Raw genomic sequence first — 24,306 nt, 5'->3', positions numbered from 1 at the left:
GCATGGGGGCAGTCCATGACGAAGGAAGCGCAGCTTCGGGACTACCTCAAGCGGGTCACCGTCGATCTCCACACCACCCGCCGCAAGCTGCGGCAGCTGGAGGCCCGCGAGCAGGAGCCCGTCGCCATCGTCGGAATGAGCTGCCGCCTGCCCGGCGACGTACGCACCCCCGACGACTTCTGGGACCTGCTGGTCTCCGGGACCGACGCGGTGACGGACTGGCCCGCCGACCGCGGCTGGCCCGCCCCCGAAACGCAGACCGGCACCGGCGGCACCGACGACAGCTCTGCCACCGGTGGCGGCCGGCGGCGCGGCGGCTTCGTCCCGGACGCCACCTCCTTCGACCCCGCCTTCTTCGACATCTCCCCGCGCGAAGCCCTCGCCATGGACCCGCAGCAGCGCCTGCTGCTCGAAGTGGTCTGGGAAGCCTTCGAACGCGCCGGCATCGACCCCGCCACGCTGCGCGGCAGCCGCTCCGGCGTCTTCGTCGGCTGCAGCGACCAGGGCTACACCTCGGGCCTGCGCGAGGTCTCCGACGACGTCCGCGGCCATCTGCTCACCGGCAACTCCATGTCCGTCCTGTCCGGCCGCGTCGCCTACACCCTCGGTCTTGAGGGGCCCGCGGTCACCGTCGACACCGCCTGCTCCTCCTCCCTCGTCGCCCTCCACCTCGCCGCCCAGTCCCTGCGGTCGGGGGAGTGCTCCCTCGCGGTCGTCGGCGGCGTCACCGTCATGTCGAGCCCGGGCGCGTTCATCGAGTTCGGCCAGCAGGGCGGCCTCGCGGGCGACGGCCGCTGCAAGGCCTTCTCCGACGACGCCGACGGCACCGGCTGGGCCGAGGGCGCGGGCACGATCATCGTCGAGCGGCTCTCCGACGCCCGCCGCAACGGCCACCAGGTCCTCGCCGTCCTGCGCGGCAGCGCCGTCAACCAGGACGGCGCCTCCAACGGCCTCACCGCCCCCAACGGCCTCTCCCAGCAGCGCGTCATCCTCGCCGCCCTCGCCAACGCCGGGCTGCCCGGGGCCGAGATCGACGCCGTCGAGGCGCACGGCACCGGCACCGCCCTCGGCGACCCCATCGAGGCCCAGGCGCTCCTGGCCACCTACGGACAGGGCCGCCCCGCCGACCGCCCGCTGCTGCTCGGCTCCGTCAAGTCGAACATCGGCCACACGCAGGCCGCCGCGGGCGTCGTCGGCGTCATCAAGTCCGTCCTCGCGCTGCGCCACGGCGTCCTGCCGCCCACCCTGCACGCCGACACCCCCTCCACGCATGTCGACTGGAGCGCCGGGAACGTCGCGCTCCTGAGCGGGCCCACCGACTGGCCCGCCACCGACCACCCGCGGCGCGTCGGCGTCTCCGCGTTCGGGCTCTCGGGCACCAACGCGCACGCCGTCATCGAGCAGGCCCCCGAGGCCGCTGAATCCGCTGATGCGGCCGACTCCGCCGACCCCGCCGAGTCCCCCGACTCCGTCGAGTCCACTGGGGACGAGGCCGCCTTCGAAGCGGCCCAGCGCACCGGTCTCCCCGTCCTGCCGTGGCTGCTGTCCGCCCGCGACGACGACTCCCTGCGCGCCCAGGCAGGACGCCTCGCCGGCCACCTGACCGCGCACCCGGCGACCGACCTCTACGACCTGGCCGCCTCCCTCACCACCACCCGCACCGCCTTCGAACACCGGGCCGCCGTCCTGGGCGGCGACCGCACCGAACTCCTGGACTCCCTCACGGCGTTGGCCCAGGGCGAGCCCGACGCCCGCACCCTCCTCGACACGGTCCGGGAGGGCAGGACGGCGTTCCTGTTCGCGGGGCAGGGCGCGCAGCGGCTGGGCATGGGGCGCGAACTGTACGACGCCTTCCCGGTGTTCGCGGAGGCCTTCGACGCGGTCTGCGCGCTGGTGGGGGAGGAGCTGCGGGGTGTCGTCTTCGGTGATGACGCCGAGCGGCTGAACCGTACGGAGTGGACGCAGCCCGCGTTGTTCGCGGTGGAGGTCGCGCTGTTCCGTCTGGTCGAGTCCTTCGGGGTGCGCCCGGACTTCCTGATGGGCCACTCCATCGGTGAGATCGCCGCCGCGCATGTCGCGGGGGTCATGTCGCTTGAGGACGCGTGTGCCCTGGTGGTGGCGCGCGGCCGGTTGATGCAGGAGCTGCCTGCCGGTGGTGTGATGGTGGCTGTCGAGGCGGCGGAGGCGGAGGTGCTTCCGCTGCTGGTCGACGGGGTGTCGATCGCTGCCGTCAACGGCCCGCAGGCCGTGGTGATCGCCGGTGCCGAGGCGGCTGTCGAGGAGGTCGCCTTCGAACTCAAGCAGCAGGGTCGGCGCACGTCGCGGCTGCGGGTGTCGCACGCCTTCCACTCGCCGTTGATGGAGCCGATGCTCGACACCTTCCGTGAGGTGGCCGAGCGGATCACGTACGCGGCGCCGTCGATCCCGGTCGTGTCGAACGTGACCGGGCGCCTCGCGGACCCCGCTTCAGCCGATGGCGAGTTGGTGTCGGCCGAGTACTGGGTGCGGCATGTGCGGGAGGCGGTGCGCTTCGCCGACGGTGTGAGCGCCCTCGCCGCGCACGGCGTGACGCGTTTCCTGGAGATCGGCCCCGACGGCACCCTCACCGCCCTCGCCCACAACTCCGTGCCGGACAGCGACGCCCTGTACGCGCCGGTGCTCCGCAAGGACAGCCCGGAGACCAATGCCCTCCTGAGCGCCCTCGCGCGACTGCACCTGCGCGGCGCCGCCGTTCAGTGGGCCGCGCTCCTGCCGGGGGCGCGCACGGTCGAGCTGCCCACCTATGCCTTCCGCCGCGACCGCTACTGGCTGGAGCGCTCGTACGCCGAGGACGGTTCGGCCGTCGGCGCGGCGGGCCCGTACCACCGTGTCGTCTGGCGCACCGTCGCCGGTCTGCCCGAGGGCGTGCGCCTGGCCGGCCGCTGGCTGTTCGTGCGGCCCGCCACGTCCGAACGGGACGACGCGCTCACGTCGGTGCTCACCGACGCCGGGGCCGAACTGGTCGTCGTGGAGCATCACCGCACCGACACGCGCGCCGAGCTGGCCCGCCGTGTCGCCGCCGCGACCGGGGACGACCCCGTGACCGGGGTCGTGTCCACGCTCGCCCTCGAAGACGGGGACGAGGAGGTGCCGCACGGCGTCCTCGCGACGGCCACCCTGACCCAGGCGCTCGGCGACGCTGGCGTCCAGGCGCCGGTCTGGACCCTGACCCGCGGAGCCGTCACCGCCACCGCGAGCGACGAGGCGCCGCTTCCGGACCAGGCCGCCGTGTGGGGCCTCGGCCGCGTCGCCGCCCTGGAACACCCCGACCGCTGGGGCGGCCTCGTGGACCTCCCGCCGGCCCTGGACCGGCGCTCGGCCGCCCGCCTCGTCGCCCTGCTCGCCGGAGGTGTGCGCGAGGACCAGGCCGCGATCCGCCCCGGGGCACTGCTCGGCCGCCGTGTCGTCGCGGCGCAGGCCGGGTCGGAAACGGCCTGGCAGCCCGCCGGTACGGTCCTGGTGACCGGCGGCACCGGCGCGCTCGGCGCCAGAGTCGCCCGGTGGGCGGCGCTCCATGGCGCCGCGCACCTGGTCCTGGTCAGCCGCAGCGGCGATCAGGCGCCGGGCGCCGAGGCGCTCCGCGCGGAACTGCGCGACCTCGGCGCCGAAGTGACGTTCGCGGCGCTCGACCTGACGGACCGGGCCGCGCTCGCCGCGCTGCTCGACGCCCACCCCGTCGACGCGGTCGTCCACACCGCGGGCGTGCTGGAGGACGGCGTCCTCGACGGCCTCGCCCCCGAAGCCTTCAGCCGGGTCTTCGCCGCGAAGGTGACCGGCGCCCGCCACCTCGACGAGCTGACCCGGGACCGCGACCTCTCCGCGTTCGTCCTGTTCTCCTCCTTCGCCGGGACCGTCGGCTCCGCCGGTCAGGCCAACTACGCCGCCGCCAACGCCCTGTTGGACGCCCTCGCCGAGCGACGCAGGAGCGCGGGCCTGCCCGCCACCTCGATCGCCTGGGGGCCGTGGGCGGGCGGCGGCATGGCCGCCGACGCCGACGCCGAGGGCCGCCAACTGCGCGGCGGTGTCGGACTGCTCGACCCGGACCGGGCACTGGACGCCCTCGCGGCCTGTGCCGGCTCCGCACCCGCCACCGCCCTCGTGGCCGACATCGACTGGAACCGGTTCGGCCCCGCCTTCACGGCCGTCCGCCACAGCCCCATGCTCACCGAGGTGTTCCGCGCCCCGGCCGGACCCGGGACGACCGCAGAGACCGTCGCCACCGGCCTGCGGGCCCGCCTCCAGAACCTCGACCCCGAGTCCCGCCGCCGCGAACTCCTCACCGAGGTCCGCACCCGGGCCGCCGCCGCCCTCGGCTACCCCGGCCCCGAACGGGTCGGTGCGGACAAGGCGTTCCGCGACCTGGGCGTCGACTCGCTGATCGCGGTGGAGTTGCGCAACGTCCTGGCGGCCGTCTCGGGCGTCGCACTCCCGGCGACGGCCGTCTTCGACCACCCCACGCCCCAGGCGCTCGCCGCGTTCCTCGACGGCGAACTGTTCGGTGACGTCGTCCAGGCCGCCACGACGACCGTGGCGGCGGTGGACGAGCCGGTCGCGATCGTCGGCATGGCGTGCCGTTTCCCGGGCGGCGTGGAGTCGCCCGAAGACCTGTGGGCCCTCCTCTCCGACGGCCGTGACGGCATCGGCGACTTCCCCACCGACCGAGGCTGGGACCTCGACCTGCTCTTCGCCCCCGACCCGGACAACCCCTACGCCAGCCACACCGCACGCGGCGGCTTCCTGACGGGCGTCGGCGGTTTCGACGCGGAGTTCTTCGGGGTGTCGCCGCGCGAGGCGCTGGCGATGGACCCGCAGCAGCGGCTGCTGTTGGAGGCGTCGTGGGAGGCGGTGGAGCGGGCCGGGATCGACCCGCGTTCGCTGCGCGGCAGCCGCACCGGTGTGTTCGCCGGGACGAACGGCCAGGACTACCCCGCTCTGTTGAGCCTGTCGGAGGGTGACTTCGGCGGGTATGTCGGTACGGGGAACGCGGCGAGTGTGGCCTCGGGCCGGGTCTCGTACGTGCTCGGCCTCGAAGGCCCGGCGGTGACGGTGGACACGGCCTGCTCGTCCTCCCTCGTCGCCCTGCATCTCGCCGCGCAGGCGTTGCGGTCGGGGGAGTGTGACCTGGCGCTGGCCGGTGGTGTGACGGTGATGTCGACGCCGGGCGCGTTCGTGGAGTTCAGCCGGCAGGGCGGTCTCGCGGGTGACGGCCGGTGCAAAGCGTTCGGCGAGAGTGCGGACGGCACGGGCTGGGGCGAGGGTGTCGGTGTCCTGCTGGTGGAGCGTCTCTCCGACGCACGCCGCAAGGGCCACCGGGTGCTTGCGGTGGTGCGCGGCTCGGCGGTCAACCAGGACGGTGCCTCGAACGGCCTGACCGCCCCTAATGGCCCCTCGCAGCAGCGGGTGATCCGCGCCGCGCTGTCCTCGGCGGGTCTGTCGGCGGCGGACGTGGACGTGGTGGAGGCGCACGGCACGGGCACGAAGCTCGGTGACCCGATCGAGGCGCAGGCCCTCCTTGCCACCTACGGGCGGGAGCGGGCCGGGGACCGCCCGCTGTGGCTCGGTTCGGTGAAGTCGAACCTGGGTCATACGCAGGCGGCTGCCGGTGTGGCCGGTGTGATCAAGATGGTGGAGGCACTTCAGCACAAGGTGTTGCCCGCGACGTTGCACGCGGAGGAGCTGTCCTCGCATGTGGACTGGTCGTCCGGTGCGGTCCGCCTGCTCACCGAGCGGCAGGAGTGGCCTGGCGATGAGCGTCCGCGTCGCGCGGGTGTGTCGTCGTTCGGGCTCAGCGGCACCAACGCCCACGTCATCCTCGAAGAGGCGCCGCAGGAAAGCGCGGAGCCGGTCCGGTCCGACGCCCTGCCTGTGGTGCCGTGGGTGCTGTCCGGCCGTAGCTCCGACGCTCTGCGCTCCCAGGCAGCCCGTCTGCTGGAAACCGTACGCTCCGCGCCCGAGAGCGACGCCGTCGAGATCGGTACCGCCCTCGCCACCACGCGTACGGCCTTCGAGAACCGAGCTGTCGTCTGGGGCGGGGACACCACCGAACTCCTCGCCGGTCTGGACGCGTTGGCCCAGGGCGAGCCGCACCCTCGTACCCGCACGGGCACCGTCGACGAAGGTCGCATGGCGTTCCTGTTCGCGGGCCAGGGTGCGCAGCGGCTCGGTATGGGGCGCGAGCTGTATGACGCCTTCCCGGTGTTCGCGGAGGCCTTCGACGCGGTGTGCGCTTTGGTGGGGGAGGAGCTGCGAGGTGTCGTCTTCGGAGATGATGCCGAGCGGCTGAACCGTACGCAGTGGACGCAACCCGCGCTGTTCGCGATCGAGGTCGCGCTGTACCGCCTCGTCGAGTCCTTCGGGGTGCGCCCGGACTTCCTCATCGGCCACTCCATCGGTGAGATCGCCGCCGCTCACGTGGCCGGGGTGCTGTCCCTGGCGGACGCCTGCGCCCTGATCGTTGCGCGTGGCCGGCTCATGCAGGAACTCCCCACCGGTGGCGTGATGGTGGCCGTGGAGGCGTCGGAAGTCGAGGTGCTTCCCCTGCTGGCGGACGGGGTGTCCATCGCTGCCGTCAACGGCCCGCAGGCCGTGGTGATCGCCGGTGTCGAGGCGGCTGTCGAGCAGGTCGCTCACGCACTCAAGGAGCAAGGCCGACGCACGTCGCGTCTGCGCGTCTCGCACGCCTTCCACTCCCCGTTGATGGAGCCGATGCTCGACGCCTTCCGTGAGGTCGCCGAGCAGATCACCTACGCGGCGCCTTCGATTCCGGTCGTGTCGAACGTGACCGGACGCCTGGCCGCCGAAGGCGAGTTGGCGTCGGCCGAGTACTGGGTCCGGCACGTACGCGAGGCCGTCCGCTTCGCCGACGGTGTCGACACCCTTGCCGCCGAAGGGGTGACCCGGTTCCTGGAGATCGGCCCCGACGGCACCCTCACCGCCCTCACCCGGAACTGTGTCACGGACGGCGACGCCCTGGCCGTGCCGGTGCTGCGCAAGGACCGGGCCGAGGCAGACACGCTGTACGCCGCCGTGGCCGCTCTGCACACCGTCGGCGCCCCGGTCGGCTGGGACAAGGTGTTCGCCGGGGCGCGGCCCGCGTCCTTGCCGACGTACGCCTTCCAGCGCTCCTGGTACTGGCCCGAGCCGCGGCGCGGTGCGCACCCCGTGAACGGGACCGGTGCGGCTGCGGCGACGACGGCCGGGGAGGCCGCGTTCTGGGAGGCCGTGGACCGGGGTGACGCCGAGCGGCTCGCCGGTGTGCTCGACCTCGACGGCGACGTGCTCGACGGGGTCGTCCCCGCGCTGTCCGCGTGGCGGCGTGACCAGGTCGAGCGGACGACTGTCGACTCCTGGCGCTACCGCGTGCGCTGGGAGCGGCTGGAGTCCGGCGACGGACGTGCGGCCGGCGGGCGCTGGCTGCTGCTGCAGTCCGGTGACGGCCCCGCCCTGTCCGGCATCGAGGAGTTCGTCCCGGGGATCGAGCGCGTGGAGTGCGCGGCCGGGGTGGAGCGTGAGGCGCTCGCCGAGCTGCTGCGCGCCGTGGGCGCCGACCCGGAGCCCGTCGCCGGTGTGCTGTCCTGCCTGCCTGATGTGGAAAGTGCGCTCGCCCTCGTGCAGGCCCACGCCGACGCGGCGCTCGCCGCGCCGTTGTGGCTGCTGACCAGCGGTGCCGTCGCCGTGGGCGGCGGGACCGAGGCCGTGGTCGAACCGGCGCGGGCCGCCGTGTGGGGGCTGGGGCGCGTCGCCGCCCTGGAACACCCGGACGTCTGGGGCGGGTTGATCGACCTGCCTGCCCGCCCGGACCGGCGCTCGCTCGCCCGGGCCGCCGCCGTGCTCGCCGCCCGCGACGAGGACCAGGTCGCCGTGCGCGGCACCGACGCCTACGCGCGCCGCCTCGTGTCCGCGCCCGCGACCGCCGCGACCGGCGAGTGGACGGCCCCCGAGCGCGTTCTGATCACCGGCGGCACCGGCGCCCTCGGGTCGCGGGTCGCCCGCTGGGCCGTCGGGCACGGTGCCCGGGAGCTGGTGCTGACCAGCCGGCGCGGGGCCGATGCGCCAGGCGCGGACGAGCTGCGGGACGAACTTGCGGCGGCCGGGGCGCGGATCACGGTCGTCGCCTGCGACATGGGGGACCGCGACGCCGTCGCCTCCCTGCTGGCCGAGCACCCCGTCGACGCCGTGCTGCACTGCGCCGGTGTCCTCGACGACGACGTCATCGCCTCCTACGGCCCCGACCGGCTCGCGGCCGTCCTGGCCGCCAAGGCGGACGCCGCCGACCACCTGGACGAACTGACCCGAGACAGCGGCCTGTCGGCGTTCGTGACGTTCTCCTCCATCGCCGGTGTGTGGGGGAGCGGCGGCCAGGCCGCCTACGCCGCCGCCAACGCGCACCTGGACGCCCTCGTCGAGCGCCGCCGGGCCCGCGGCCTGTCCGGTACGTCCGTGGCCTGGGGGCCGTGGGGCGGCACCGGCATGGCCGCCGACGAGACCTCCCGCGCGCTCCTCGAACGGCGCGGACTGCGCCCCCTGGACCCGGACGCCGCGCTGACCGCTCTGGGCCGCGCCCTCGCCGCCCGGGACACCGCCGTGGTCGTGGCCGACGTGGACTGGGAGCGGTTCGCGCCCGCGTTCACCACCGGCCGTCCCAGCCCCCTGCTCGCCGCCCTGACGGGCGGGGACACCGCGGCGCCGGCCCCGACCGCATCCGCCGCAGCGGGCGGCGCGCTGCGCGACCGGCTCGCCCCGCTCGGCGCGGAGGAGCGCGACGCGGCCCTGCTCGACCTGGTGTGCCGCCGGGCCGCAGCCGCGCTCGGGCACAGCGACCCGGCGGCCGTCACCGTCGGACGCGCCTTCCGGGAGATGGGCTTCGACTCGCTGACCGCCGTCGAACTGCGCAACGACCTCACCGCCGAGACCGGCGTCGCGCTGCCCAGCACCCTCGTCTTCGACCACCCCACGCCGCTCGCCGTCGCCGCCCACCTGCGGGACGCGCTGTTCGGCGCCGAGCGGGAGGGGCACGACGAGGTGACGGTGCGGGCCACCGACACCGACCCCGTCGTCATCGTCGGCATGGGCTGCCGCCTGCCGGGCGGCATCGAGGGACCCGACCAGCTGTGGGAGCTGCTGGCCGCCGGTGGCGACACGGCCGGCGGGTTCCCCGAGGACCGCGGCTGGGACCTGACGGCCCTCCTGGAGGCGAGCGACACGGCGTCCGGCGGGTTCCTGTCGCAGGCCGCCGCGTTCGACGCCGCGTTCTTCGGCATCAGCCCCCGCGAGGCGCAGGCCCTCGACCCGCAGCAGCGGCTCGTCCTGGAGACCTCCTGGGAGGCCCTGGAGCGCTCCGGGATCGCCCCCACCGCACTGAAGGGCTCGCGCACCGGCGTCTTCGTCGGCGCCGGAAGCTCCGGCTACGCCACCGGACTCACCGAGGTCCCCGAGGGGCTCGGCGGCCACCTGCTGACCGGCCAGGCGGGCAGCGTGGTCTCCGGCCGCGTCGCCTACGCCCTCGGCCTGGAGGGCCCGGCCGTCACCCTCGACACCGCCTGCTCCTCCTCACTCGTCGCCCTGCACCTCGCCGTGCAGTCGCTGCGCTCCGGCGAGAGCGACCTGGCGCTCGCGGGCGGCGTCACCGTCATGGCCGACCCCGGCGCCTTCGTCGAGTTCAGCCTCCAGGGCGGCCTCGCCCCCGACGGCCGCTGCAAGGCGTTCTCCGACGACGCCGACGGCACCGGCTGGGCGGAGGGTGTCGGCATCCTCGTCGTCGAACGGCTCTCCGACGCGCGCCGCAACGGCCACCGTGTGCTGGCCGTCGTGGAGGGCACCGCCGTCAACCAGGACGGCGCCTCCAACGGCCTGACCGCGCCCAACGGGCCCTCGCAGCAGCGCGTCATCCGGCAGGCCCTCGCCTCCGCCGGGCTCACCCCGCAGGACGTCGACGCCGTCGAGGCGCACGGCACAGGGACCGCCCTCGGCGACCCCATCGAGGCACAGGCGCTGCTCGCCACCTACGGGCAGGACCGGCCCGCCGACCGACCGCTGCTGCTCGGCTCCGTCAAGTCCAACCTGGGGCACACACAGGCCGCCGCCGGAGCCGTCGGCATCATCAAGATGATCCTGGCGCTGCGCGAGAACACCCTGCCGCGCACCCTGCACGCGGACCGCCCCTCCTCCCGCGTCGACTGGCAGGCAGGACAGATCCGCCTCCTCGACGAAGCCGTCGCCTGGCCCGGCGCCGACGACCGGGTCCGCCGCGCGGGAGTCTCCGCGTTCGGTGTCTCCGGCACCAACGCCCACGTCGTCCTGGCGGAAGCCGAACCGGCGCATACGGCCATCGAGTCGCCCTCGTCGGGTGACCCGGCCGTCTCCGGCACCGGCCGCACCGCCCTGCCCTGGCTGCTCTCCGCCCGCAGCGAGTCCGCCCTGCGCGACCAGGCCACCCGCCTCCTCGCCCACCTGGAGCAGCGCCCCGAACTCGGCGCCGCCGACGTGGCGCACGCTCTCGCGTTCACCCGGGCCCCGCTCGAGCACCGGGCCGTCGTCACCGGCACCGGCCGCGACGCCCTGCTGGCCGCGCTCGGCACCCTCGCCGCCGAAGGCACCGACCCCGCCGTCGTCACCGGGTCCACCCTGACCGGCGGCGGCCTCGGGTTCCTCTTCGCGGGCCAGGGCACCCAGCGGCCCGGCATGGGACGCGGCCTGTACGACGCGTTCCCCGTGTACGCCGACGCGTTCGACGCGGTCTGCGGACACTTCGACGGGCTGCTGCCCCGGCCGCTCGCCGAGGTCGTGCACGGAGCCGACGCCGACACGCTCAACCGCACCGAGTTCGCACAGCCCGCCCTCTTCGCCGTCGAGGTCGCCCTCTACCGGCTCGTGGAGTCCTTCGGGGTACGCCCCTCCCACCTCCTCGGCCACTCCATCGGCGAGATCGCGGCCGCGCACGTCGCCGGGGTGATGACGCTCCCCGACGCCTGCCGACTGGTCGCGGCGCGCGGCCGGCTGATGCAGGCGCTGCCCGAGGGCGGCGCGATGATCGCCCTCCAGGCCGCAGAGGAGGAGGTGCTGCCGCTGCTCGCCGGACGGGAGGACGTCCTCGGGGTGGCCGCCGTCAACGGCCCCCGCTCCGTGGTGGTCTCCGGTGACGAGGACGCGGCCCTGGAGGTCGCCGCCCACTTCGCCGCACAGGGCCGCAAGACGACCCGCCTCCGAGTCAGCCACGCCTTCCATTCGCCGCGCATGGAGCCCATGCTCGACGACTTCCGCGCCGTCGCGGCCGGCGTCGAGTACGCCGAGCCGCGGATCCCCGTCGTCTCCGACCTCACCGGCGCCCTCGCGGGACCCGGTGAACTGACCGACCCGGAGTACTGGGTCCGGCACGTGCGGCACGCCGTACGGTTCGCCGACGGCGTCACCGCCCTGGAGGAGCTGGGCACCGGCCGCCTGCTCGAACTCGGCCCCGACACCACCCTCACCGCGCTCGCGCAGAACGCCTGGCAGGGGCCCGCGCCGGTCGCCGTTCCCGCGCTGCGCGACGACCGCGACGCGGCGGAGACGCTGCTGAGCGCCGTCGGTGCCCTGCACGCCCACGGCACCGCCGTCGACTGGCGTGCCGTGCTCGACACCGTGGCGCCCGGCGCGGTCCCCGTCGACCTGCCCACCTACGCCTTCCAGCACCGGCCCTACTGGATCGAGTCCACCGCCACCGGGGACCCGGCCGCCGCCGGGCTCGTCCCGGCCGGACACCCGCTGCTCGGCGCCGTCGTGCCGTCGGCCGTCGACGACACCCTGCTGCTCACCGGCCGCCTCGCCGCCCGCGGCGCGGGCTGGCTCGCCGCCCACCGCATCGGCGGCGCCGCCGTCGTCCCGAGCACCGCCTTCGTCGAACTCGCCCTCGTCGCCGGGGTGCACGCGGGCCGCCCGCAACTCGGCGAACTCGTCCTGGAGCGCCCCCTCGCCCTGCCCGAGCACGACGGCGTCGCCCTCCAGATCCGGGTCGAGGCCCCCGACGCCCGCGGCGACCGCGCGTTCGCCGTGCACGCCAGGCCCGCCGCGGACACCGGCGCGGAGTGGACCCGGCACGCCGCCGGTGTGCTGACCGCCGAGACGGAGCCCATCCCGGCCCACGACCTCACCGCCTGGCCGCCGCCCGGCGCGCGGGAACTCCCCACCGACGGCCTGTACGCCCGCCTGCGCGAGGCCGGACTCGACTACGGGCCCGTCTTCCAGGGCCTCACGGCCGCCTGGCAGGACGGCGACGCCGTGTACGCGGAGGTCGCGCTGCCTGAGTCCGCGGCCGGCGACGCAGCCCGCCACGACCTGCACCCGGCGCTCCTGGACGCCGCGCTGCACCCCGTGGGCCTCGGCGCGTTCGACGGCCTGGGCGAGGGCCGCGTGCTGTTCACCGCCGGTCCCGCCCGCCTGTTCGCGACCGGCGCCACCACCCTGCGCGTCCGCCTGGAGCGCACCGGGCCCGACACCCTCGCCCTCACCGCGGCCGACGCGGTCGGCGAACCCGTCCTGAGCATCGGCTCCCTGCTGCTGCGCCCGGCCCCGGGTAGTACCGCGGGCCAGGGGACGGGCGTGGCCGTCGCGTCGACCACCGGTCAGGAGGTCGCCCCGGCCAATACTTCGGCCACCGGCCAAGTGACGGTCTCGGCCGTCGGCCAGGAAACCGTGTCCACCACCGCGACAGCCACCGGTGAGGAGGCTTCCCCGGCCGCCGTTTCGGCGACCGGTCAGGAAACGGCCGTGGCCGCCGCCGCGTCGGCCACCGGCCGGCGGACCACCCCGGTCACCACCCCGGCCCGCCGCCGCGCAGCGACCCGCACGCAGCCGCCCGGCAGCCTCCTGGAGCGCCTCGCCGCCCGGCCCGCCGCCGAACGCGAGCGCACGCTGCTTGCCACCGTCCGCGAACGCGTCGCCGCCGTCCTCGGCCACAGCGGCCCGGACGAGGTCGAACCGGCCCGCCCGTTCACCGACCTCGGCCTCACCTCGCTGACCGCCGTCGAACTCCGCAACGCGCTCAGCGCCGCCCTCGGCGTCACCCTGCCCGCCACCCTCGTCTTCGACCACCCCACCCCGACCGCGCTCGCCCACCACCTCGCCGACGACCTGTTCAACGCCCCCGAGGCGTCCGGCCCCGTAGCCGTACGGCGCGCCGTCGACGACGACCCGATCGCCGTCGTCGGCATGGCCTGCCGCTACCCGGGCGGCATCGCCGACCCCGAGGACCTGTGGAACCTGGTGCGGGCCGGGGCCGACGGCATCTCGCCGCTGCCCACCGACCGCAACTGGAACCCCGAGACGCTCTACCACCCGGACCCCGACCACCCGGGCACCGTCTACACCCGCGAGGGCGGCTTCCTGCACGACGCCAGCCGCTTCGACCCGGCGTTCTTCTCCATCAGCCCCCGCGAGGCCCTCGCCATGGACCCGCAGCAAAGGCTCCTCCTGGAGGTCTCCTGGGAGGCCCTGGAGCGCGCGGGCGTCGACCCGGCAGCGGCGCGCGGCTCCTCCACCGGCGTCTTCGCCGGTGTCACCTACCAGGACTACGTGACGATCCTCGCCGCCTCCGACGACAACTTCGAGGGCTACGTCGGCACGGGCAACTCGCCCAGCGTCCTGTCCGGCCGTATCTCCTACGCCCTCGGCCTGGAGGGCCCCGCGGTCTCCGTCGACACCGCCTGCTCCTCCTCGCTCGTCGCCCTGCACCTCGCAGCCCAGTCCCTGCGCCAGGGGGAGTGCGAACTCGCCCTGGCCGGCGGCGTCACCGTGATGTCGACGCCCGGTTCCCTCATCGAGTTCAGCCGCCAGCGCGCGCTCGCCGAGGACGGCCGCTGCAAGCCGTTCTCCGCCGACGCCGACGGCGCCAGCTGGGCCGAGGGCGTCGGCATGATCGTCCTCGAACGGCTCTCCGACGCCCGCCGCAACGGCCACCAGGTGCTCGCCGTGATCCGCGGCTCCGCCCTCAACCAGGACGGCGCCTCCAACGGCCTGACCGCGCCCAACGGGCCCTCGCAGCAGCGCGTCATCCGGCAGGCCCTCGCCTCCGCCGGACTCGCCCCGCAGGACGTCGACGCCGTCGAGGCGCACGGCACCGGGACCACCCTCGGCGACCCCATCGAGGCACAAGCACTGCTCGCCGCCTACGGGCAGGACCGCGACGAGGACCGGCCGCTCTGGCTCGGCTCGCTCAAGTCGAACATCGGGCACAGCCAGGCCGCGGCCGGTGTCGGCGGCGTCATCAAGATGGTCATGGCCCTGCGCGAGAACCTGCTCCCGCGCACCCTGTACGCCGAGAACCCGACCCCGCACGTCGACTGGAACGCCGGGAACGTCCGCCTCCTCACCGAGGAACAGCCCTGGCCCGAGACCGGCCGCGCCCGCCGCGCCGGCGTCTCCTCCTTCGGCATGAGCGGCACCAACGCCCACGTCATCGTGGAACAGGCCCCCGAAAGCCCCGAACGCCCCGCCGCGCGCACCACGCTCCCGGCCGTTCCCGTCCTGCTGTCCGCCCGCACCCCGGCCGCGCTCCGCGCCCAGGCCGCACGGCTCCGCACCCACCTGCGCACCCGCCCCGGCACCCCGCTCGCCGACCTCGCCTACACCCTCGCCGTCGGCCGCGCCGCCCTCACCCACCGCGCCGCCGTCCTCGCCGACGACACCGCCCAGCTCGACGAGACCCTGTCCGCGCTTGCCGCCGACGCGCCGCTCACCACGCCCGTCCCGGTCGGCAGCGCGCTGCCCGGTGGCGCCGAACCCGTCCTCGTCTTCCCCGGACAGGGCGCCCAGTGGGCGGGCATGGGCCGTGAACTCCTCGCCGCCTCCCCGGTGTTCGCCGACTGGATCGAGCGTTGCGAGCAGGCGCTCGCCCCGCACGTCGACTGGTCCCTGACCGCCGTCCTGCGCGGCGACGAGGACGCCGCCGACCTCGGCCGCGTCGACGTCGTCCAGCCCGCACTGTGGGCCGTCATGGTCGCCACCGCCGCCCTGTGGCGCGCGCACGGCGTCCGCCCGGCCGCCGTCGTCGGCCACTCACAGGGCGAGATCGCCGCCGCCTGCGCGGCCGGGGCCCTCACCCTGGAGGACGGCGCCCGCGTCGTCGCCCTGCGCAGCCGCGCCATCACCCGGATCGCCGGGACCGGCGGCATGATGTCCGTGCCGCTGTCCGCCGACGAGACCCGCGCCCGTATGGAGCCGTGGGCGGAGCACCTGGCCCTCGCCGCCGTCAACGGCCCCGCCTCATCCGTCGTCTCCGGTGAGGCCGCGGCCCTCGACGAGCTGCACGCCGCGCTCGTCGCGGACGGCGTCCGCGCCCGTAAGGTCAACGTCGACTACGGCTCGCACTCCGCGCAGGTCGAGGCGATCCGCGACACCGTCCTCGACGCCCTCGACGGGATCGCCCCGCGCGACGCGGAGATCCCCTTCCGCTCCTCGCTCACCGGGGACTGGCAGGACACCACCGGGCTCGACGCCGCCTACTGGTACACCAACCTGCGCGAGACCGTCCGCTTCGAGGACGCCGTCCGCGGCCTGATCGCGGCAGGGCACCGCACCTTCATCGAGGTCGGCCCGCACCCCGTGCTCGCCGTCGGACTGCGCGACACCCTCGACGCGGCCGGTGTCGACGGCGCCGTCCTCGGCTCGCTCCGCCGCGACCAGGGCGACCTGCGCCAGCTCCTCATCGCGCTCGCCGAGGCCCATGTGCACGGCGTGGACGTCGACTTCGGGACCGTCTTCGACGGCACCGGCGCCCTCCGCACCGACCTGCCCACCTACGCCTTCGAGCACCAGCGGTACTGGCCCACCGTCCGCGAGGCGGCGGCGGCCGACCTCGCCGCGAGCGGCGCCCTCACGGCCGACTCCGTGGAGGCCCGCTTCTGGGAGACCGTCGAGCAGGAGGACCTGGAGTCCCTCACCGACAGCCTCGACCTGCCCGCCGACGCCCCGCTCAGCAGCGTCCTGCCCGCCCTGTCCCAGTGGCGGCGCACCCGCAGGGAACGCGCCACCACGGACGCCCTGCGCTACCGGGTCGCGTTCAGCCCCCTCGACACCGGCGCGGCCACCCTCACCGGTACGTGGCTGATCGTCGCGCCCGCCGAGGAGGCCGGGCACGCCGAGGTCGTCGACGCCGTCGCCGACGCGCTGACCGCGGGCGGTGCCCGCGCCGTCCGGCGGATCGTCGTCCCCGACGGCATCGCGGACCGCGCCGCCCTCGCCGCACTGCTCACCGCCGACGAGGACACGCGTCCCGCAGGTGTCCTGTCCCTGCTCGCCCTCGACACCCGGGACCACCCCGGCCACGTAGCCGTCCCCGTCGGTCTCGCCACCACCCTCGCCCTGATCCAGGCCCTCGGCGACCTCGGCATCGACGCGCCCTTGTGGTGCGCCACCCGTGGCGCCGTCGCCGTCGGCTCCGCCGATCCCGCGCCCGACGCCGACCAGGCCCTCGTCTGGGGCCTCGGCCGGGTCGCGGCCATGGAGCACTCCGACCGCTGGGGCGGCCTCGTCGACCTGCCCGTCGAGCTGGACACCCGCACTGCCACCCGGCTCGCCGCCGTCCTCGCGGAGCCCGGTCAGGAGGACCAGATCGCGCTGCGCGCCACCGGCGCCCACGGCCGCCGCCTGGTCCACGCCCCCGGCGCCGGCGCCCCCGCCGAGACGTGGCGGCCCCGCGGCACCGTGCTGGTCACGGGCGGTACGGGCGCCCTCGGCGGCCATGTCGCCCGCTGGCTCGCCGACCGCGGCGCCACCCACCTGGTGCTCGCCGGTCGACGCGGCGCCGACGCGCCGGGCGCCACCGACCTGCGCGACGAACTGGCCGCGCGCGGCGTCGAGGTGACCCTCGCCGCCTGCGACGTGTCCGACCGCGCCGCCCTCGCGGAGCTGCTCGCCGCGATCCCAGCCGACCAGCCCCTGGACGCCGTCTTCCACGCGGCGGGAGCCCTCGACGACGGTGTCGTCGACTCGCTCACCCCGGACCGGATGGACCCCGTCCTGCGCGGCAAGGCGACCGCCGCCCGTGCCCTGCACGAGCTCACCCGCGACCTCGACCTCTCCGCGTTCGTCCTGTTCTCCTCCACCGCAGGCGTCCTCGGCGGCGCCGGACTCGGCAACTACGCGCCCGGCAACGCCTACCTCGATGCCCTCGCCGCCGAACGCCGCGCGGCCGGACTGCCCGCCACCGCCGTCTCGTGGGGCCTATGGGCCGACGGCGGCATGGTCGGGGACAGCGCCGGGGACCGCATGCGCCGCCACGGCGTCCACCCCATGGACACCGCCGCCGCCTGCGAGGCCCTCGGCCACGCCCTCGACCTCGGCGACACCCACGTCGTCGTCACCGACCTGCGCTGGGACACCTACGCCCCGTCCTTCACGGCGCCACGCCCCAGCCACCTGCTCGACGAACTCCCCGCCGCCCGCGCGGCGTTGGAGAGCGTGCGGCAGAGCGCGGGACCGGCCGTCGACGACATGTCCTCGCTCCACGCCCACCTGGCCGCCCTGCCCGGCTACGAACGGGCCGGAGCCGTCCTGGAGATCGTGCGCGGACACGTCGCGGGTGTCCTCGGCTACCCGGCCGCCGACGCCGTCGACTCCGAGCAGCCCTTCACCGACCTGGGCATCGACTCGCTCAGCGCCGTCGAACTGCGCAACGGCATGAACCGCATCACCGGCCTGCGCCTGCCCTCCACCCTCGTCTTCGACCACCCCACCTGCCGCGCCCTCGCCGACTTCCTGCTCGCCGAGGTCGCCGACAACACGGCCGACGACGCGACGGCGGAAGCGCCCGAGCGAGGCCCGCGCCGCGACGCCACGGACGACGACCCGATCGCCGTCGTCGCGATGGGCTGCCGCTTCCCCGGCGACATCCGCACCCCCGAACAGCTGTGGACCATGCTCCTCAACGGTGAGGAGGGCCTCGTGCCCTTCCCCGAGGACCGCGGCTGGGACCTGGACGCGCTGCACGACACCGAGTCCGGCAAGACCGGCACCGTCGCCACCCGCACCGGCGGCTTCCTCACCGACGCGGGCGGCTTCGACCCGGCCTTCTTCAACATCTCGCCGCGTGAGGCCGTCGCCATGGACCCGCAGCAGCGACTGCTGCTCGAAATGGCGTGGGAGACGTTCGAGCGGGCGGGCATCGACCCGCGCGGCCTGCGCGGCAGCCGTACCGGCGTCTTCGCGGGCACCAACGGCCAGGACTACACCGGCATGCTCGCCGCCTCCGGCGAGGACTTCGAGGGCTACATGCTGACCGGCAACGCGGCCAGCGTCGTCTCGGGCCGGCTGTCCTACACGTTCGGCCTCGAAGGCCCGGCGGTCACCGTCGACACGGCCTGCTCCGCCTCCCTGGTCGCCCTGCACCTCGCCGTGCAGTCCCTGCGCACGGGGGAGTGCGACCTCGCCCTCGCGGGCGGCGTCACCGTCATGGCCTCGCCCGGCCTCTTCGTGGACTTCAGCCGTCAGCAGGGGCTCGCGGAGGACGGCCGGTGCAAGGCGTTCGCGGAGGCCGCGGACGGCACCGGGTTCTCCGAGGGCGGTGGCCTGCTGCTGGTGGAGCGGCTGTCGGACGCGCGCCGCAACGGGCACCCGGTGCTCGCGGTGGTCGCCGGTTCGGCGGTCAACCAGGACGGTGCGTCCAACGGATTGAGCGCGCCGAACGGTCCCTCGCAGCAGCGGGTCATCCGCGCCGCTCTGGACTCGGCCGGGCTGTCCGCGCGCGACGTGGACGCGGTGGAGGCACACGGAACGGGCACCAAGCTCGGTGACCCGATCGAGGCGCAGGCCCTCCTTGCGACGTACGGCCAGGACCGTGACGGGGACCGGCCGTTGTGGCTGGGTTCGGTGAAGTCGAACGTCGGTCACACGCAGGCCGGTGCCGGTGTGGCGGGTGTGATGAAGATGGTGCTCGCGATGCGGCACGGTGTGCTGCCCGCGACGCTTCACGTGGACGCTCCGTCCTCGCACGTGGACTGGGAGCAGGGCGCGGTCGCCCTGCTCACCGAGGCGCAGGAGTGGCCCGAGACGGGGGAGCGTCCGCGCCGTGCGGGCGTGTCGTCCTTCGGCATCAGCGGGACCAACGCCCACGTCGTCCTGGAAGCCGTGCCGGAAGAAGCCCAGAGCCAGGAGCCGGCCGCGCGGACGGAGGGCCCGGTGCCGTGGGTCCTCTCCGCCCGCAGCCGTGACGCCCTGCGCGCCCAGGCCGCCCAACTCCTCGACCACGCAGGCCGGAACCCCGACCTGACCACCGCCGACCTCGGCCTCTCGCTCACCGCGACCCGCGCCGTCTTCGAGCACCGCGCCGTCGTCCTCGGCGCCGACCACGCCGCCCTCACCGACGGGCTGCGGCTGCTCGCGTCCGGTGAGACCGGACCGCACACCGTCACCGGCACCCACCGAGGCGACGGGAAGACCGCGTTCCTGTTCTCCGGTCAGGGCGCCCAGCGCCCGGGCATGGGCGCCGGACTGTACGAGGCGTTCCCCGTCTACGCCGACGCCTTCGACGCGGTCTGCGCCCACTTCGGGGACGACGTCCGCGCGCTCGTCCTCGGCGACGACGCCGAACGCCTGAACCGCACCGAGTGGACACAGCCCGCCCTGTTCGCCGTCGAGGTCGCCCTCTACCGCCTGCTCGCATCCTGGGGCGTGCGGGCCGACTTCGTCGCCGGACACTCCATCGGCGAGATCGCGGCCGCGCATGTGGCGGGCGTGATGTCCCTGGAGGACGCCTGCGCCCTGGTAGCCGCCCGCGGCCGTCTCATGCAGCAACTGCCGGACGGCGGCGCCATGTTCGCCGTCGAGGCCGCCGAGGACGACGTGCTGCCGTTCCTGGAGGGCCACCCGGACGCCGGTGTCGCCGCCGTCAACGGGCCGCGCTCCGTGGTCGTCTCCGGTACCGAGGACATCGTCGCCGGTATCGCGGCGAAGCTCGCCGCCGACGGACGCCGCACCACCCGGCTGCGCGTCAGCCACGCCTTCCACTCGCCGCTCATGGAGCCCATGCTCGACGCGTTCCGCACCGTCGCCGCCGGTATCTCCTACGCGCCGCAGCGGATGGCCGTCGTCTCCAACGTCACCGGCCGGGCCGCCGCCCCCGGCGAACTCCAGGACCCCGAGTACTGGGTGCGCCACGTCCGCGAGGCCGTCCGCTTCGCCGACGGCGTGAGCTGGCTCGCCGAGCACGGCGCGGACCGGTTCGTGGAGGTCGGCCCCGACGGCACCCTCACCGCGATGGCGCAGAGCTGCCTGCCCGACGCGGACCAGGCCCTCTTCGTCCCCGTCCTGCGCAAGGACCGTGACGAGCGGGAGACGCTCCTCGACGCCCTCGCCCACGCCTTCACCCACGGCGTGAGCGTCGACTGGCCCCGCCTCTTCGACTGCACCGGCGCCCGCGTCACCGCCCTGCCCACCTACCCCTTCCAGCGCCGCCGCTTCTGGCCGAGGCCGCCCGTGCTGCTCGGCGACGTCACCACCGCGGGACTCGGCGCGAGCAGCCACCCGTTGCTCGGCGCCGCCGTCGAGCTGGCCGACGGGAGCACCCAGGTCTTCACGGGCCGCCTCGCGCTCGGCACCAGCCCCTGGCTCAAGGACCACGCCCTCACCAGCACCGCCCTGTTCCCCGCCACCGGCTTCCTCGACCTGGCGCTGCACGCGGGTGCCAGGACCGGCTGCGAGCAGGTCGCCGAACTGACCATCCTGACGCCGCTCACCCTCCCGGAGCGGGGCGGCGTGCAGGTGCAGGTCCGGGTCGAGGCACCGGACGCCACCGGGGCCCGCCCGCTGACCGTGCACGGCAGGCCCGACGACGCCGAGCCCGGCACACCCTGGACCCTGCACGTCAGCGGACTGCTCACCGAAGCCGCCGCACCGGCCGCCGCACCGTACGACTTCACGGTCTGGCCGCCCGAGGACGGCGCTGAGGTGGCGCTCGACGGCTTCTACGAGGCGTTCGCCGACCGCGGGCACCTCTACGGTCCGCTCTTCCAGGGGCTGACCCGGGTGTGGACGCGCGGCGACGAGGTGTTCGCCGAGGTCGCCCTGCCGGCCGACGCGGACCCGGCGGCCGACGCGTTCGACCTGCACCCGGCCCTCCTGGACGCCGCGCTGCACGCGGTGATGTTCGTACCGATGAAGGACGCCGGCCGCCTGCCGTTCTCCTGGAACGACGTGCGCGTCGACGCCGTCGGCGCCTCCGCGCTGCGGCTGCGGATGGTCCAGGAAGGACCGGAGGCCATCGGTCTCGCGCTCGCCGACCCGGCGGGCAGGCCCGTCGCCTCCGTCGGCTCGCTCACCCTGCGCGAACTCACCGGGGACCTCGCCGGTTCCACCGTCGGCGCCCCCGACGCCAAGGGCCTGTACGAGCTGGACTGGCAGCCGCTCACCACCCCGGCCACCTCCGCGGACACCAGGACCGCATGGACGGTCGTCGGCGCGGGGGAGGCGGACGAACTGGCCGCCGCACTGCGCGCCGCAGGACACACCGCGCACGCCGTCCCGGACCTGGAGACCCTCGCCGAGGCCGACGAGATCCCCGACACCGTCCTGTACGCCGTACCGGTCGACGCCGCCCACCCGGGCTCGGAGGCCGACGCGGCCCGCGTCACCACCGGCCGCGCCCTGGACCTCGTACGGCGCTGGCTGGACGAACCCGCGTTCCTGCACGCGCGCCTCGCCGTCGTCACCCGGTGCGCCGTCCCGGCCGCGCCACGGGCCGCCGACCCGGCGCAGGCCGCCGTGTGGGGCCTGGTGCGGGCGGCCCGCACCGAGAACCCCGGCCGCCTCGTCCTCGCCGACACCGACGGCACCGCCGCCTCCCTGGCCGCGCTGCCCGCCGCGCTCGGCGACAGCGCCTTCGAGGCCGCCGTCCAGGACGGCAAGGCGCTCGCACCGGGCATCGTGCCGTTCGACACCGGCCGGGCCCTCATCCCGCCGGCCGACACCGAGGCCTGGCGGCTCGGGGTCGAGCGCAAGGGCACCCTGGAGAGCCTGCGCCTGGCCCCCTGCCCGGAGGTCACCGCGCCGCTCGCGGCGAACGAGGTACGGATCTCGATGCGCGCCGCCGGTGTCAACTTCCGCGACGTGCTGACCGCGCTCGGCATGTACCCGGGCGACGCCACCGCGATCGGCCTCGAAGGCGCCGGTGTCGTCACCGAGGTGGGCTCCGGTGTGACGGAGCTCGCTCCCGGGGACCGGGTGATGGGCATGTTCGCCGGTGCGTTCGGCCCGGTCGCCGTCGCCGACGCCCGGATGGTCGCGCGCATCCCGAAGGGCTGGAGCTTCGCCGAGGCCGCCACCGTCCCGATCGTCTACCTCACCGCGTACTACGCGCTCGTCGACCTCGGCGGGCTCAAGCCCGGCGAGCGGGTGCTCGTGCACGCCGCCGCGGGTGGCGTGGGCTCCGCGGCCGTCCAGCTCGCCCGCCACCTCGGCGCCGAGGTGTACGGCACCGCGTCCCCCGCCAAGTGGGACGCCCTGCGCGCCGCCGGACTGGACGACGCGCACCTCGCCTCCTCCCGCGACCTCGGCTTCGAGGAGCGGCTGCGCACCGCCACCGACGGCGACGGCTTCGACGTCGTCCTGGACTCCCTGGCCCGGGAGTTCGTGGACGCGTCCCTGCGGCTGCTGCCGCGCGGCGGCCGGTTCCTGGAGATGGGCAAGACCGACGTCCGCGACCCCGCACAGGTCGCCGCCGACCACCCCGGCGTCGCCTACCGCGCCTTCGACCTGGTCGAGGCGGGTCCGGACCGGATCGGTGAGATCCTCGCCGACCTCGTCGACCTGTTCGGACGCGGTGTCCTCAAGCCGCTGCCGATGGCCGTGTGGGACGTGCGCCGGGCCCCGGACGCGTTCCGTTTCCTCAGCCAGGCCCGCCACATCGGCAAGGTCGTCCTGACCCTGCCGACCGCGCCGGACCCCGAGGGGACCGTCCTGCTCACCGGCGGGCTCGGCGGGCTCGGCCGGATCACCGCCCGCCACCTCGTCGCCGACCAGGGCGTCCGGCATCTGCTGATCGCCGGGCGGCGCGGCCCCGACGCGCCCGGAGCGGCCGAACTGCGAGCCGAACTGGCTGAGTTGGGTGCCGAGGTGACCGTCGCGGCCTGCGACGTCGCCGACCGCACCGCGCTCGCCGCGCTCCTCGCGGGTATCCCCGCCGACCGGCCCCTGACCGCGGTGGTGCACACCGCGGGTGTCCTCGCGGACGGCGTGCTGTCCTCGATGACCCCGGAGCGCTTCGCCGAGGCGCTGCGGCCCAAGGCCGACGCCGTGGCCGCCCTGCACGAACTGACCCGCGACCTCGACCTCGCCCGGTTCGTCGTCTTCTCCTCCGTCGCCGGCACCTTCGGCGGCGCGGGACAGGCCAACTACTCGGCGGCCAACGCGTTCCTGGACGCCTTCGCCCACCACCGCCGCGCCCAGGGCCTGCCCGCGGTCTCCCTCGCCTGGGGCACCTGGCTGCCGGAGGCGGGGATGACCGGGGAGCTGGGCGACGCCGACCGCGAGCGCCACGCCCGTACCGGCATGGTGCCGCTCGACGCCGCCCACGGAATGCGGCTGCTCGACGCCGCGGCCGCCACCGACCGGGCCGCGCTGCTGCCCATGCACCTCGACCCGGCCGCCCTGCGCGAACACCACGACGTCCTGCCGGTGCTCCTTCGCGGCCTGGTCCGCACCCCCGCGCGACGCCGGGCAGGTGCCGCCACGGCCGCGACGCCCGCCGCACAGGCACCGCAGACGCTGGCCGAACGGCTCGCACCGCTGCCCGCCGCCGACCGCGAACAGCTCCTCGTCGACGTGGTCGCCGAACAGGCGGCGGCCGTCCTCGGACACGGCTCGGCCGCCGAGGTCGACCCCGAACTCACCTTCAAGGAGCTGGGCTTCGACTCGCTGACCGCCGTCGAACTCCGCAACCGGCTCGCGTCCGCCACCGGACTGCGGCTGCCCGCCACGCTGGTCTTCGACTACCCGACCGCCCTCGGCCAGGCCCGCCACCTGCTGGGCGAACTGGCCCTGCCCGAGCCGCCCGGCACCGCGCAGGCGCTGCTCGGCGAGATGGACCGCCTGGAGGGCGCGCTGCGCGACTCCGACATGGCCGGCGAGGACCGCGACAAGGTCACCGCCCGGCTGCGCGAGCTGCTCGCGCACTGGCAGGGCGAGCCCGTCGCCCCGGCCGACGTCCCCGAGCAGGAGGACGAGGAGCTGGCCGGGGTCGAGTCCGCGGGCGACCTCTTCGACCTCATCGACCGCGAGCTGGGGGACGTATGAGCACCCCAC

General features: G+C 75.3%; 1 protein-coding gene. It reads left to right on the top strand.

Annotated features, from left to right (window positions below; translation table 11 throughout):
- Window positions 1-15: 15 nt before the first annotated feature.
- Window positions 16-24,297: a type I polyketide synthase gene (locus tag C1N81_RS07575; RefSeq protein ID WP_394427928.1), complete on the top strand. Its 24,282-nt coding sequence runs from the start codon at window positions 16-18 to the stop codon at window positions 24,295-24,297.
- Window positions 24,298-24,306: the final 9 nt, after the last annotated feature.

The organism is Streptomyces sp. SGAir0957, assembly GCF_043523415.1.
This window is presented reverse-complemented; position numbering and strand designations above follow the sequence as displayed.